This is a genomic window from Gordonia hydrophobica NBRC 16057 (assembly GCF_001592365.1).
Classification (GTDB): domain Bacteria; phylum Actinomycetota; class Actinomycetes; order Mycobacteriales; family Mycobacteriaceae; genus Gordonia; species Gordonia hydrophobica.
Map to the genome: position 1 here is coordinate 1 of NZ_BCWU01000005.1, position 14,355 is coordinate 14,355.

11 protein-coding genes are annotated in these 14,355 nt (G+C 67.1%); 6 read left to right on the forward strand and 5 right to left on the reverse strand.

The features are described from left to right. Positions 1-935: 935 nt before the first annotated feature. From phoU to GH2_RS09705, 5 genes are all read right to left on the reverse strand, one after another. Complete coding sequence (gene phoU, locus GH2_RS09685; protein WP_066166668.1) at positions 936-1,598, reverse strand: phosphate signaling complex protein PhoU; 663 nt, start codon at positions 1,596-1,598, stop codon at positions 936-938. 123 nt (positions 1,599-1,721) lie between these two features. Continuing rightward, positions 1,722-3,953: an LCP family protein gene (locus GH2_RS09690; protein WP_066166669.1), complete on the reverse strand. Its 2,232-nt coding sequence runs from the start codon at positions 3,951-3,953 to the stop codon at positions 1,722-1,724. A 128-nt stretch (positions 3,954-4,081) separates the two neighbouring features. Further along, complete coding sequence (gene dusB / locus GH2_RS09695; protein WP_174545340.1) at positions 4,082-5,257, reverse strand: tRNA dihydrouridine synthase DusB; 1,176 nt, start codon at positions 5,255-5,257, stop codon at positions 4,082-4,084. A gap of 35 nt (positions 5,258-5,292) precedes the next feature. Then, positions 5,293-6,285: an acyl-ACP desaturase gene (locus GH2_RS09700; RefSeq protein ID WP_066166675.1), complete on the reverse strand. Its 993-nt coding sequence runs from the start codon at positions 6,283-6,285 to the stop codon at positions 5,293-5,295. A gap of 269 nt (positions 6,286-6,554) precedes the next feature. Continuing rightward, positions 6,555-7,067, reverse strand: a complete 513-nt coding sequence (locus GH2_RS09705) for a nuclear transport factor 2 family protein (protein ID WP_066166679.1) — start codon at positions 7,065-7,067, stop codon at positions 6,555-6,557. Positions 7,068-7,227: 160 nt separating this feature from the next. Between GH2_RS09705 and GH2_RS09710 the strand changes: the two genes are divergently transcribed. From GH2_RS09710 to GH2_RS09735, 6 genes are all read left to right on the forward strand, one after another. After that, complete coding sequence (locus tag GH2_RS09710; protein ID WP_066166682.1) at positions 7,228-9,009, forward strand: serine/threonine-protein kinase; 1,782 nt, start codon at positions 7,228-7,230, stop codon at positions 9,007-9,009. Continuing rightward, positions 9,009-9,821 carry a hypothetical protein gene (locus tag GH2_RS09715; RefSeq protein WP_066166685.1) on the forward strand — a complete coding sequence of 271 codons (813 nt, stop codon included), beginning with the start codon at positions 9,009-9,011 and terminating at the stop codon, positions 9,819-9,821. The genes GH2_RS09710 and GH2_RS09715 overlap by 1 nt, the downstream gene beginning before the upstream one ends. Positions 9,822-9,851: 30 nt before the next feature. Further along, the gene (locus GH2_RS09720; RefSeq protein WP_066166687.1) at positions 9,852-10,637 is read left to right on the forward strand and encodes a hypothetical protein; all 786 of its coding nucleotides are present in this window, start codon (positions 9,852-9,854) and stop codon (positions 10,635-10,637) included. A gap of 133 nt (positions 10,638-10,770) precedes the next feature. After that, the gene (locus tag GH2_RS09725; protein ID WP_157086054.1) at positions 10,771-12,345 is read left to right on the forward strand and encodes a hypothetical protein; all 1,575 of its coding nucleotides are present in this window, start codon (positions 10,771-10,773) and stop codon (positions 12,343-12,345) included. Positions 12,346-12,478: 133 nt separating this feature from the next. Then, positions 12,479-13,426, forward strand: coding sequence for an acyl-ACP desaturase (locus GH2_RS09730; protein WP_066166693.1), 948 nt, complete (start codon positions 12,479-12,481; stop codon positions 13,424-13,426). 158 nt (positions 13,427-13,584) lie between these two features. Next, positions 13,585-14,274, forward strand: a complete 690-nt coding sequence (locus tag GH2_RS09735; protein ID WP_066166696.1) for a nitroreductase family protein — start codon at positions 13,585-13,587, stop codon at positions 14,272-14,274. Positions 14,275-14,355 lie beyond the last annotated feature (81 nt).

Genomic DNA, 14,355 nt, shown 5'->3' on the forward strand with positions numbered 1-14,355 from the left:
CCTCGATGGTGGCGAGTCTTCCGCCGGTGACTGCATCGACGATCGCGGCGGTATGGGTATGGACATGGGTATCGACGCCGACTGCGACCTCGACGCCTAAGTGAAGATCAGTCACACTAGACACTGCGTTTCCTCCTCTGGAAGCGAACCATTGTTGGTTCCGGTCCAGGCAGGCAGTCACGGCAGGACTGTGATGGGACACGTTCAGTGCGCGCAACTCTGAACGGTCAAGCTCCTGATCAGGCCAGTTACTTCCGCCTGGGCCGGGCCGACGGCCCCGAGATGGACACGTCCCATTGAAGGCACTCACGGCCAGTCTCGATAAGAGTCACACCTCGGGGCTATCACCGACAGCCCATCATCACCGGGCTGTCACGTCCAGCATCACAGTCTCGATACTCGTCGTCGCTCACTGCGTTCGCGTCGGCGAACTCGACCAGCGTGGAGGTGTGGGGCATCCCCTACGCTGATCGAGTAGCTGCCTGGGAGCGTAGCGAGCACGCAGCGTATCGAGATCCACGTGGCGATCGGCTGGGTGTGTGTTCGAGTCGGTGCTTGCGGCGGTCTCGATACTCGTCGTCGCTCACTGCGTTCGCGTCGGCGAACTCGACCAGCGTGGAGGTGTGGGGCATCCCCTACGTTGATCGAGTAGCTGCCTGGGAGCGTAGCGAGCACGCAGCGTATCGAGATCCACGTGGTGATCGGCTGGGTGCGTGTGTGCTCGAGTCGGTGCTTGTGGCGGTCTCGATACTCGTCGTCGCTCACTGCGTTCGCGGCGGCGAACTCGACCAGCGTGGAGGTGTGGGGCGGCGAACTCGACCAGCGTGGAGGTGCGGCGGCGAACTCGACCAGCGTGGGGGCGTCGGCGAACTCGACCAGCGTGGGGGTGCGGCGGCGAACTCGACCGGCGTGGAGGGGTGCGTCGGCGAACTCGCCTAACTGACTTCCTGCAACTCCTCGGGAGTCTTGCCGGTGGCCTGGAAGACGACGCGGCGGCCGATGAGCACGGCGTGGTCGGCGAAACGCTCGTAGTAGCGGCCCAGCAGTGTCACGTCGACGGCGGCGGCGACACCGTGCTCCCATTCGCGGTCCATCATGACCGTGAACAGGTGGCGGTGGAGGTCGTCCATCGCGTCGTCGTCGTCCATCAGGGTCAGGGCGTCGTGGTAGTCCTGGTCCTGCAGGACGCGGCGCGCATCGTGCGCGAGCTCGACGGCCAGGCGGCCCATCTCTTCGAAGTATCCGGCGACCTCTTCGGGCAGCACCTTCGCCGGATGACGGCGTCGTGCGACTTTCGCAACGTGAAGGGCGAGGGCACCCATGCGGTCGATCTCCGAGACGAGTTGAAAGCCGCTCACGATCGAGCGGAGGTCGCCGGCCACCGGCGCCTGGAGGGCGAGGAGTTGAAACGCCTGATCCTCGGCCTCCGCAGACTTCTCGGTCAGCGAATCATGGTCGGAGATCACCTTTTCGGCAAGTTCGAGATCGGCCTGAAGCAGAGCCTGAGTGGCTTGAGCCATCGCTGCTCCGACCTCGGAGACCATATCGCCCAGGGCCTGATTCAAGGCAGCCATCTGCTCCTGATACACGTCACGCATGGATTACACCTTACGTACACCGGCCCGCACCCGCTGGTCGCGGGCGATGAAGACATCGTGAACTCTTGGCGCACCCGGGTGTATCGCAGGTGATCGAGCGGGGTGTGAGCGGCCAAAAAGGCCCTATGAGCAGGTGGTATCGCCCGCGTTGGTGACCGAGAGATCGTTGGGCAGGTCGCTGTTGTTCACATTGGCGGGGAGCTGGCCGACGGTCAGCACCGACCCGGCCTCGGGTGCGGTGGTGATGGTCTCCACTCCGCCGAAATCGCTGCCGAGAATCACGGCGACGCCCACCTTGACCGTGCTGTCCTCCTGGATCTTGGCTCCGGGGAACATCGACGCCACGGTCGCGGCCGAATCCTGCTGACCGGGACCGTAACGGACGACGGTGTCGGTCCGCTTCTCCGAGGAGTCGGCGACACCGGAGACGTCGATGCCCTGACGCGCCAACTCCTCCATCACCGAGGTGGCCAGACCGCTCTGGGCGGTGCCGTTCAACACCCGGACGCTGGTGTTGGACAGGTACTGGGCCGTCAGGTCCTTCTTGGCCGGTTTCGGTGCCGGAGAGGCCTTCGTCGTCGTTGCCGACGACGACTTCCGCTTCTCCTTCTTCTCGCCGGGGAGCGGTTTGTCGTCGATGATCGCGTTGAAGATGGCATCGATGTCGTCGGTTCGCGGGATCTCGTTGTTCTCACCGTCGGTGGTGGTTCCCGCGGTCGGGACCGTGAGGAAGGTGACCCGGCCGGCATCCATACCCTGCATCGACTCGGCGAGTTGGATCAGCGATGCCGTATCGACGTTGTCGACCTGGCTGTACTTGATGAACGTGCTGGTCATCTTGTTCAGCTTCGACGGATTGGACAGTACGTCGCCCGACAGGGTGGCGCGCAGCAGTGACGACATGAACAGCTGTTGGCGTTTGATGCGACCGTAGTCGCCGTTGCCCTCCACCGAGATGTGGCGAGCGCGGACGTAGTTGAGCGCCTGACGACCGGTCAGTTTCCTGGTTCCCGCCTTGCGGAGAATGGTGCCGAGCTCGTAGTCGTACAGCGGAACCGTTGAGCACACTTGGACGCCGCCGACGGCGCGCACCACGTGTTCGAAGCCCGAGAAGTCCATGGCGATGAAGTGGTTGATGTTCAGGCCGCTCATCTGCGTCAGCGTCTTGACCAGGCAGTTCGGTCCACCGTCGGCGTAGACGCTGTTCAGTTTGACGCCGTTCGCTGCGGGGAGATCGCCGGTGTACGCGCGGTCGTTGTCGTTCCAGTCCTGGCATTCGGGACGGTCGACGGCGAGGTCGCGCGGCCACGACACGGCGACCACGCGACTGCGGTCGGCGGGGATGTTGACCAGCAGAACGGTGTCGGACCGGGTGCCCTCGACGGAGTCGGCCTCGCCGGCCCCGACCTTCGCGTTCTTGCCGGAGCGGGTGTCGGTGCCGACGATCAGGTAGGTCTCGTCGTTCTCCTGGCCTCCGCGGTTGCGGATGTTGGAGTTCTCGGGGTCGAGTGCGTGGACGGTGTTCCAGGCGCCGTCGACGGTGCGCATCCAGTTCCAGGCATAACCGGTGCCGACCAGCGACAGCAGGCAGGCCAGGCCGAGCAGGACCCGCCCGGTGTTGGTGGCGATGGTGCGCGTGCGATACCGATCGGTGGCACTGCGCCGGTTGTCGCGGATCTGGTTGAGCGCCGCGGTCAGATCGGGTGTCTGCTGCAGACGGCCTCGCCGGCTCCGCGGAGCTTCGGCGGCCGGAATCTCGGTGACGGGCGCCTTCGGCGCGGGCTCGGTCTCCGGTGGCTTGGTGCGACTCGCCGACTCGGCCGCCATCGCGGCGGGACTGCGGGTGACTCGAGTCTCGGCCGCGGTGCGTTCGGAGGTGTCCGGTGCGGGCCGCTGACTGCGGGACTCTTCGGACAGGCGGGCAGTGGTCGCGGTGTCGGAGAGGTCGACGGACGGCTGATCGGTGACCGCGGGGATGGCGGTCGTCACCTCGTTGGAAGCGGGAATCTGCGGCGACGGCGGAGCGGGCGGTCGGGCCTCGGTGGGCCGCGGCTGCGGACGACGGGGCGGCAACTGCTGCCGCTGCGCACGCTGCGGCGCACCGGTCTCGTCGACGCCCATCTGCTCCATGAGCTGGCGGACGGTCAGGCGTCCCCGCGGCCGGACGTAGGCGTCGCGGGAAGCGGGTTCGCGCAGACCGTCGGCATGCGGAGTGGGCGGTGCGTTCTGTGCTGGGCCGCCGGTCTCGCCGAACCTGGTCCGGAAGTCGTAGGCCCCGGACCGGCCTGCGCGCCGCGATCGCCGAGCAGACGTGTCGTCGTCGGGCTCGGAGGAGCCGGGGCGGTCAGAACTCACAGTGCTACTTTCTCACGGTGTCAGGGCGGTCGCGGCGTCGAGGGAGGGTCGACTTGCATGCCGCGTGCTTGGCACATCCTAATGGGAACACCTGAGAGGTCCCTGCGGCGTGGCGGTCGGGAGACTCGTCAGCCGCCGGAATGCATGATCTCGGCGCCCTCCGGGACGGTGTCGTCTTCGGGATCGTCGAGCCACCCTTCGGGCAGCGCGACCGATGCGGGCGATCCCTGTCGTCCACGCGGGCCGTGGGCGTCGTCCGGGAAAGGAGTGTCGGCGGGCAGCGTCGAGATCAGTTCTCGCAGGTCGTCGAGCGTCTTCACCAGCGACAGCGACGACCGCAGATCCGAACCGGCCGGGAATCCGCGCAGATACCAGGCGACGTGCTTGCGGATCTCGCGCATGCCCTTCATCTCGCCGTGATGCGCGGCGAGCAGTTCGCCGTGGCGAATCATGATCTCGCCCACTTCTCCGAGATTCGGCGGCGTGGGAGCTTCCACACCGCGCAGTCGGGCCGAGAGTTCGGCGAACAACCACGGACGTCCCAGGCAACCGCGACCGACGACGACGCCGTCGCACCCGGTCTGTGCCATCATGCGGACGGCGTCGTCGGCCTCGAAAATGTCTCCGTTGCCGAGGACCGGGACACTCGTCACGTGCTCTTTGAGGCGAGCGATCTCGTCCCAGACCGCTGTGCCGGAGTAGCGCTGCGACGCGGTGCGGGCATGGAGGGCGACAGCCTGCGCACCCTCGTCGGCGGCGATTCGGCCGGCGTCCAGATGCGTGTGGTGGTCGTCGTCGATGCCGATCCGGAACTTCACCGTGACCGGGATATCGGTGCCTTCGGTGGCGCGCACCGCGGCGGCGACGACATTGCGGAACAGTCGCCGCTTGTAGGGGATGGCCGAGCCGCCGCCCTTGCGGGTGACCTTCGGGACCGGGCAGCCGAAGTTCATGTCGATGTGGTCGGCGAGGTTCTCGTCGACAATCATCTTCGCCGCCTGGTACGTGTACTCGGGATCGACGGTGTACAGCTGCATCGACCGCGGCGTCTCGCTCGGATCGAAGGCGGTCATGTGCATCGTCACCGGATGCCGCTCCACCAGGGCGCGGGCAGTCACCATCTCGCACACGTACAGGCCGGAGACGGTACCGGTGCGAGCCATCTCGAGCTCACGGCACAGGACGCGGAACGCGACGTTGGTGACGCCGGCCATCGGCGCGAGTACCACGGGGCTGTTCAGTCCGATGGATCCGATCCGCAGAGCGGGTTCGGGAACGAGCGAAGCACCGGCCTCCTCGGGGATTCCCGAAGACGCCGGTGCGGACAGAGTGTTCGTGCTCAGGACGCTTGCTTCTCCCGCTTGGCCGCTTCACGAGCGAGGGAGCGATCACGCATCTCTTCGAAGCGGGCGGCGTCCTTCTCGAGCTGGTCGAGGAACGTGGCGAGCTCGTCGCGCGTCTTCTCGCCCTGGGGGCCGAAGTCGGTGCGCTCGAAGACCTTCCACTTGCGCAGGACCGGCGCGATGACCTCTTCCAGGTGCTGACGGAGGTCGTAGATGCCGTGCTTGGCCATCAGGACGCCGTGGCGGCGGAAGTTCGGCATGCCTGCGCCCGGCATCTGGAAGTTGGTGACGATGTCGGTCACCGCGCGCAGCGTCTGGTCCGGCGCGAGGTCCATGCCCGCACCGCAGATGTTGCGGTAGAAGATCATGTGCAGGTTCTCGTCGGCGGCGATGCGCTGCAGCATGCGGTCGGCGATCGGGTCGTTGCACGCCTTGCCGGTGTTGCGGTGGCTGACGCGGGTCGCCAGCTCCTGGAACGTCACGTAGGCGACCGAGTGGAGGAGACCGATCTCCTCGCCCATCTCCGCCATCTCTTCGGCGCGGTCCGCCGCGGCCAGGAGCGGGTCGTATCCGTTGGTCATGTGGATCATGCGCGCCTGCTCGAGGGCCACCGGGTCGACGCCGCGGGTCACGACCAGGTAGTCGCGCATCGCGATGCCGTGGCGGTCCTCCTCGGCGGTCCACCGGCCGACCCAGTGTCCCCACGCGGAGTCCATCGAGAAGTTCTCGGCGATCACGCGGTGGTACGAGGGCAGATTGTCCTCGGTGAGCAGGTTCGTGATCATCGCGGCCTTGGCGACCTCGTCGAGTTGCGAATCCTCGGGGTCGTAGTCCGTGCCGCCGAGCGCGGCGAAATTCTTGCCTTCGTCCCACGGGACGTAGTCGTGCGGGTTCCAGTCGCGGGCCGTCTTGAGGTGGCGATTGACGTTGGCCTCGGCGGTCGGCTCCAGCTCCCGCAGGAGCTCGAGTTGTGTGAGTTGACGTGCCATCGGTGTTCCTCTGGTCGGTTACGGGTCGTCTCGGGTGGCGGCCGGGTTTGCGTCCTGGACACGCCCGACATGCGTAATCGCTCTCCAGGCTACGTCACGCGCAGGTCTGTCCCAAGTCTGTTCAGATGCGGTGCGTGCACGAAGAATGGAGTGCACCACAGTCGATACATCGCTCGCCTGGGCGGTCGGTGTTAACGACTCCGTGGAGTGGGTTACGTCACCGTAGGTTACTCCGTGGTCGGCACGGCAGGCCAGTGCTCACCTCGTCCCTATCTCTTCCCGAACATCGCGCCCGTCGTCTCCATCCATGCCCGAGCCGATTCGTCGAGGGTTCCCAGTTCGGCGGCGCGGTCGCACCAGCGGCGTGCCATGAGGCCGAACTCCATCGGGTTGTACACGTCCTCTTCGCACTTCCACAGGCCGTCGCCCGCGTACGTGAGGATGGTGATGTTGGTGGCGGTGAAGACCGAACCGTCGCCGGGATCACGCATCGGGTTGTCGATCTCGCAGATCACTCGACCGGTGGCGGGATCGGCGACATGCCACAGCGACGGGTACTCGGCCATATGACTTCCGGGGAACGACCGCATGGTCTTGGTGACCCATGCGCGAATCGCTTCGCGTCCGGAGAACGTGCCGTAGGCGTGCTCGATGTAGTCGGCGTCGACGGTGAACTGGTCGGCCCAGCGGTCCCAATCGTCGCTGACGGCCACCTCGGCGACCGTCTGCTGGAACTGTGCGAAGGCGTCGTTGAGTTCGTGGGCAGAGAACGTGGGGGTCATGGGGCCCGATCGTAGGTTCGGCGACGGCGCGCGGCGAGGATTCGAGGGAGGACGGCGCAGACTCGACGTCATTCGGCAGGGATAGGTGTCCGCGGTCATCGGCGCGACCGGCCGGTAGCATTCGGCGCGAAGAGCAGCGACCAGGTGAAACGGCAGGGGAATGTTCCAGATCGGGGACGAGATCGCGGGCTACCGCGTCGAGGAAGTGCTCGGGGCCGGCGGCATGGGTGAAGTCTACAAGGCAGCGCATCCGCGACTGCCGCGGAGCGACGCGATCAAAGTGCTGCGGTCTGCCCACGGCGGAGATCCGGTGGTGCGGCAGCGGTTTGAACGTGAAGCCGACCTGATGGCGCCGCTGGCCCATCCGAATCTGGTGCGCGTGTACGACCGCGGCGGGTTCGGCGACGTGCTGTGGATCGCCATGGAGATGGTTCCGGGCACCGATGCCGCGAAGCTCTCGAAGGCATCGCCTGCCGGCATGGATCCGCGGTTGGTGGTCAACATCGTCAACGGCGTCGCCGCAGGGCTGGACACCGCCCATCGGCACGGCGTGCTGCACCGCGATGTGAAGCCGGCGAACATCTTGATCATGCCGGGCGCGGATCCGGTGATGCCGGAAGCAGTCAAGGTCACCGACTTCGGCATCGCGCAGGCGTTGGGGGAGGCGGGGGCCGGGCTCACCAGCACCGGCACCACCGTCGGCACCATGAAGTACTGCTCGCCGGAACAGATCGACGGTCGCGGCGTGGACGGTCGCAGCGACGTGTACTCGCTCGCCGCCACCACCTTCGAGCTCCTCACCGGCAACGCACCGTACGACTCGGACAGTCTGCAGGGGCTGATGACGGCGCATCTGTTCGCCGAGCCGCCGCGTGCCACCGACCGCGTGCGGTCGTTGCCGCCCGCCGTCGACGCCGTTCTCGCCTCGGGCCTCGCCAAGGATCCGGCGGCCAGGCCCGCCACCGCGACGGCGTTCGCGCACGCCCTGTATTCCGCCTTCACCGGCGGCGTCGTGACCCTTCCGCGCAGTGGTCCGGCGTTCGCCAACACCCCGGGTGCGCCCGTCGCGACGCCGCAGCACGCGCTGGGTCCGATCGGGTCGTTGCCGGCACGACCGCCCGCGCGGCCGTCGCGCTGGTACCAGAAGGTGCCGGTGGTCGCGTCGATCGCGATCGTCGCGGCGCTGGTCCTCGGCGTCGGCGGAGCGTTCGCCTGGAACAGTGCCGGGAGTCTGGCGACTCCCGACCGGCCGGACGCGACCGTGACCGCCGCCGGCGTCGAACTGTCGTGGAACGCCGTCTCCGGGGCCGATCAATACCTGGTCAGGGAGGACGGCGACGTCATCGCGACCGTCGGCGATCCCTCCTTCGTCCGCACCTCGCCGCTCCCCGGACAGCACACCTACTCGGTGGCGGCACGATCGACGTCGACCGGCGGATCGGACTTCTCGTCGGCCGCCGACCTCACCGTCACGGTGACCTGGGGCGATTTCCACGACATCGCCAAGCTCTACCCCGAACTGATTCCGGCCACACCCGCGAGCACCAGCGGATACGACTCGCTGTGGTGCCGTGGCCTGGGGTTGTACCCGGTCGACGAACCGAAGAAGACATCGCGCCTGATCATGTGCGACAAGGTCGACGACGCCGCGAACAAGCGGGCGTACTCGGTCGCCGTCTACGCCTATGGGAACGCCGACGATGCGCGGCTCGCCTCCTTCGGCGAGTTCCTGACCGACGATGAGAGCGCTTCGGGGTTCACGACCGCGCAGGGCACGCCGGGCTCGATGCGGTACGGCATGCTGGACGGTTCCGCGACCGCGGTGTTCTCCTACCCGTCGACCGACGACTCTCCGGAGGCCACGACCTTCGTCGAGGTCGTCGTCCCCGGTTCGAAGGACCCCCGAGCCGCGCGAACGATCATGGAGAGGCTGCCCTTCTGATGTCCAGTCCGATGACGCCCACCGGTCGGACCACGATCCCGGCCAAGACGCTCGCCATCATCGCGGCGATCGCGGTCCTCGTGCTGATCGCCTCGCTATTCGTGGTCCGCGCCGTGACCGGCAGCGCTGCGCCCGACACACCCACCGGCCTGAGTCTCTCGTACGACAAGGGCACGGTGAAGGCGGCCTGGAATCGAGTGTCCGGGGCGGATGAGTACGTGCTGATCCGGGACGACGGCGTCGTCGTCTACTCCGGCGGCGACTCCACTGCCGAGGATCCGACTGCTCCGACCGGCGAGCACAGGTATCGGGTCCGGGCGTCGGATTCCGGCCGCTGGTCGGGGGAGAGCCCGGAGACGACGGTGACGGTCACGTCGGGGTGGGGACAGAGTGCTCCGTTCATGGCAGAATTCCCGCAGCTGCTGCCGCAGACGCCGCAGGCGTCTGGCTGGGAAGGGCTGACGTGCCGCTCCATGGTGCGCGCTCTCAAGGCGGAGCGAGGCCCGTCGGACGCCGGCGCGGGCGAGCCGATGGTCAAGCTCCGCATGCACTGTTTCAACTCTGAGATCGTCGTCCAGCCGGGCTGGATGACGTCGAAGAACGCGGTCGACCGGGTGCTCTCCGATCTCACCAAGACCGCGAAGGCCGAGTCGATCAGCTGGCGCTACGGAACCGGATACGTGGTCGAGGACGAGCACACCGCCTACCTGCGATTCAGCGACCGCGACGACCTGATGTTCGTCGTGACCGTCGACAAGGCGGACGAGAAGGGAATCCTCGACGTCGTGAACGCGATGCCGCTGGACAAGTAGCGTCACTGATCGGTGACGTGAGGAGCAGACATGACCGGGTACCAGCCGTCGCAGGAGGCTTGGCGGCAATTGGACGTTCGGGGCGGCCCGCGGTCGGCGTTGCGCCTCGTCGGTCCCGGTGAGGACCCGCGGGTGGTGTCCACCGATCCCGACCACTTCTTCCGGCGGCCGCACGACACGGTGATGCGCGCAGCGCTGGTCGCGCTCATCGTCGGCACCGCGGTGCTCGGGTATGCGACGGTGGCCTGGTTTCCGCCGCCCGGGGCGCCGACCGCTCTTCCCGTGGCGTACGCCGTCACGGCGGGAGTGCTGATCGCGCCGGTGTGGGTCTGGTGGTTCTGGCAGCGACGACGCGACGCCGCGGTCACGGCGGCTCGAGCCGTGTGCGCGTCGGCCGACCCCGGAGTAGAGGTACAACGGTCGCGGTCAGCGTATGTGAGGTTCGCCGAGCACCCGCGCGGCCTTCACCGGCTGGAGGTCGACGTGGTGGCCGACCTCGGTTCCAGCGAGGCGGTGTTCGCCGGTGCGCGCTACGACCGTTCGCACCGATCGGAGATGCTCTTCGGCTTCCGCGATCCGATCTGGGTCTGGCGGAGCGGCGACTGGATGTTCGGGCAGGTGGCGCCGCACGGCGTCGACCCGACCTACGATCCGGTGGCCGACGAACCGCGCATTCCCACATTCGAGGAACTTCACGGCGGACGCAGTCCCGCGTCGATCCGCGCTGAACTGATGGATCTGGCCGCTCGGTTTCGAGCGGGGACGGTGACGCGCGCCGAGTACGACGCGGCCGTGCGCAAGTTCACCTCACCGTGACAACTCGAGATCGAGTCTCGGACCGCGCGTCGAGGGTCGTTCGTTCGAATGCCCCGAATCCCGCGAGTGTCGCCGTCGCGTGAGAAGGTGTTCTTCACAGAACACTGCGTGGTCGGCCGGGGAGAGGTGTGTCGTGCGGAAGAGTGTGATCGCTGCAGCAGTTGCCGCGTTGGTCCTGGCGGTGGTGTTGGTCCTGTCCCTCACCGGAGCGGTGGTGCCCTCGGTACAGGGTGTCGCGCAACCGAACGAGCCGACCCGGGTCCTCAACGACCTGAACACAGCGGGAACGTCGCTCGCCGACGCGCCCGGTGCCAAGTACACCGGCGTCGTCACGCTCACCGGCAGCAGCGGAACGCTGAAGATCAAGGTCACCGACCTGACGGTGACGGCCGCGGGCGACGTGCGGGGAAAGATCCAGCAGGGCAGCAACCCGACGGCCGAATGGCTGCAGATCGGCGCCAAGACGTTCGTCAAGGGCAGTGAGGCCTTCTGGAAGAACGAGGACGCCAAGAAACAGCCGGCCGGAGTGAAGCTCGACACTCCGTCGGCCGACAAGTGGGTCTCGGTGCCGGAGGCGTTCCTCGGCATCGATCTGCGAGCGGCGCTGCGTCCGGCACGACTCGGCGCCAACCTGAGCCAGCAGGACACCCAGTTGGGCACCACCGAGATCCAGGGCACTCCGGTCGGTCTGATCGGTGAGACCCCTGACAAGCGCGTCGATCCCCGCAGCGATCCGATCGGTGTCTCCGAACTCGAGGTGGACGAGAACGACGGCGGCATCGACGGCGCCCGACGCTTCCAGGCGGGCGCGCTGACCGTCGGCGTGAACGACGGAGGCGACGTCGTCGCAGTCCGCGGTCCCATCGGCAAGGGATTCGGCGGCGACACGGTGAAGGTCGAAGGGGACCTGACCGTCGAGAAGCTGGACATGGACGCGGTGCGCAGCACCTACTCGGGCATCTCGAGCGAGGTGAAGGGCGCCAAGGTCGGTGCCACGGACATCACCATCGGCCAGCCCACCGGTGACCTGAACTGCACCAACGGCGGCGACTGCGTGATCGGGTACGACGTCGGCAACTCGACCGCGGATCTTGACGGCGGCACCGTCACGATCCGGATGGAGACCTCGTTCAAGAAGGCGGGCAAGGAGTTCAACAAGTGCACCACCACGACCACCGTGCCGGTCAACGGTCGTGGCAATGTGACCTGCCGGGTGCCGTTCGGAGCGCCCGCCGATGTCAACTCGCTCAGCCGCTTCACGGTGACCGTCGACGGCAGCGTCGACGAAGCCGCGCTGACGACGTCGATCGAGCAGGGCCGCACGGTTGCGGAGACCGCGGCCGGCTGGGCGCCCGCGGCGCCGAAGGCGCTCGACGCCGCCCGCGACTACAACCGCCAGGTGGCCATCGCGCCGTCGAACTACGTCTACAAGATCGGCGAGTTCGGATTCGACGGCCGGGAGCGCGACGGTACGCTACTGCTGGTCCACGGACCGGGGTACGACTCCCACGTCCTCGCGGACGGTGCCATGGATCCGGCGTGGAAGGGGACCGAGCAACTGCTGATTCAGGCCAAGGACGGCCGGTCTGCGGCAGGCGACAAGCCGGTGCGGATGGTCTTCTCCGAGTCCCGGACCGCCGACGCCGTGCGGGCCTTGCTGATCGCCAACCACATCGAGCGCGTCGAAGTGGTCGCCGCGACCATCTAGTGTGGCGTAATCGGTGGTGTGGTTCGGGAAGTTTGTGGTGACTCTCCCGTTCCCTCGTGTTGCGACGACCTTCGGTTGTGGCTTACGGTGCGGTAGATCACAGCAACCGACAAGCCCCGGGAGGCGCTGGCCCGTGCCGGATTTAACTCAAGTCCAATTGCTCACCGAACTGGAGCCTGCGGCGGAAGCCGAGCTCAATCGGCACCTGTCCCTCGCCAGGGAGTGGCACCCGCACGACTACGTGCCGTGGGACGAGGGCCGCAACTTCGCTGCGATGGGGGGCGAGGATTGGGATCCTGAACAGTCCCGCCTGGACCCCGTCGCGAAGGCCGCGATGACGCTGAACCTCCTCACCGAGGACAACCTGCCGTCGTACCACCGCGAGATCACCGAGTACTTCTCGCCGGACGGCGCGTGGGGTACCTGGGTCGGCCGCTGGACCGCCGAGGAGAATCGCCACGCGATCGTGATGCGCGACTACCTCGTCGTCACCCGCGGCGTGGACCCCGTCGCGCTCGAGAACGACCGCATGACCAACATGACCAAGGGTGCGCACTCCGACGATCTGTCGGGCCTGTTGCGCGGTGTCGCCTACGTGGCCGTGCAGGAACTCGGCACGCGCGTCAGCCACCGCAACACCGGTAAGGCGTGCAACGACCCGGTCGCGGACAAGATGCTGCAGCGCATCGCCGCCGACGAGAACCTGCACATGATCTTCTACCGCAACATCTGTGCCGCGGCGCTCGACCTGGCGCCCGACCAGGCGATGGAGGCCATCACCAGCGTCGTCACGAACTTCGACATGCCGGGCATCGGCATGCCGAACTTCCGCAAGATGAGTCTGCTGATGGCCAAGCACGGCATCTACGACGCCCGCCAGCACCTGGACGACGTCCTCTGGCCCATCATGCGCAAGTGGAAGATCTTCGAGCGCACCGACTTCACCGGCCGCGGTGAGGCTGCTCGCGACGAGCTCGCCGCCTTCCTGGAGAAGTCCGAGGTGGACGCCAAGCGGTTCGAGGAGCAGCGCGATCGCTTCCTCGCTCGCGAGGCCGCTCGCAAGGAGAAGGCCAGCGCCTGACGCTGTCGATCACTCGTCGATGAGCCCCTGCCCACCAGGCGGGGGCTCATTGACGTCGCTGCTCCGACGCGGACGCGTGATCGGTGATTCATCGTCAGTGGCCGATCGCGGACGGGTAGTTTTCCTAACAAGACGTTGGGTGGGCTCAGGAGGTCAGCATGGAATTCGACGACGTGATCCGGACGACGTTCGCCGCCCGCGAGTTCACCTCCGATCCTGTTCCCGACGAGGTCCTGTGGCAGATCCTCGACACCGCCCGCTTTGCGCCCAGCGGAGGCAACCGGCAGGGCGCACATGTGATCGTGGTGCGCGACGACGCCGTCAAAGCGCGGATCGCCGAGCTCAGCAAGCCCGCCGCTCGTCGCTACCTGGCGCAGCGCCGGGCCGGCGAGAACCCATGGAACACCGTGCACGACACCGCGATCACCGAGGCCGACCTCGCTGACGTGCGCGGGGTGGACGAGTTCGTCGCGCCCCTCTCCGCCGCCCCGCTCCTGTTGGTGGTGACCGTCGATCTGGCGGTCGTCGCCGCGATGGACTCTGAACTCGACCGCGTCGGCATCGTCGGCGGCGCGTCCATCTACCCGCTGGTGTGGAACATCCTGACGGCGGCACGGGCCTACGGGTTCGGCGGCACCATCACAACGATGGCCTCGGCGCAGGAACCCGGGATGCAAGAACTGCTCGGCGTACCCGACCCCAACGCGATCGCGGCGGTGCTCCCGATCGGCAGACCGGTCAAGCAGTTGACCAGACTGCGACGCGAATCGGTGTCGGACTTCGTCACGATCGGCCGGTTCGACGGCGAGCCGCTCGGCGGTGCGCCGGGCGACGAATCGGGGGAGTGAGCGAGACCCAGCCCGGGGTGGATCTCGATGCGCAAGCTCGCTCCGCTCGCTCTGCCCCTTGCTGATCGAGTAAGCCTCCGA

What these genes read in the sequence shown, in the direction of transcription:
- GH2_RS09700 (WP_066166675.1), bottom strand. Translation starts at nt 6,285, where the DNA reads ATGGCACGTCAACTCACACAACTCGAGCTCCTGCGGGAGCTGGAGCCG.
- GH2_RS09705 (WP_066166679.1), bottom strand. Translation starts at nt 7,067, where the DNA reads ATGACCCCCACGTTCTCTGCCCACGAACTCAACGACGCCTTCGCACAG.
- GH2_RS09715 (WP_066166685.1), top strand. Translation starts at nt 9,009, where the DNA reads ATGTCCAGTCCGATGACGCCCACCGGTCGGACCACGATCCCGGCCAAG.
- phoU (WP_066166668.1), bottom strand. Translation starts at nt 1,598, where the DNA reads ATGCGTGACGTGTATCAGGAGCAGATGGCTGCCTTGAATCAGGCCCTG.
- GH2_RS09720 (WP_066166687.1), top strand. Translation starts at nt 9,852, where the DNA reads ATGACCGGGTACCAGCCGTCGCAGGAGGCTTGGCGGCAATTGGACGTT.
- GH2_RS09735 (WP_066166696.1), top strand. Translation starts at nt 13,585, where the DNA reads ATGGAATTCGACGACGTGATCCGGACGACGTTCGCCGCCCGCGAGTTC.
- GH2_RS09710 (WP_066166682.1), top strand. Translation starts at nt 7,228, where the DNA reads ATGTTCCAGATCGGGGACGAGATCGCGGGCTACCGCGTCGAGGAAGTG.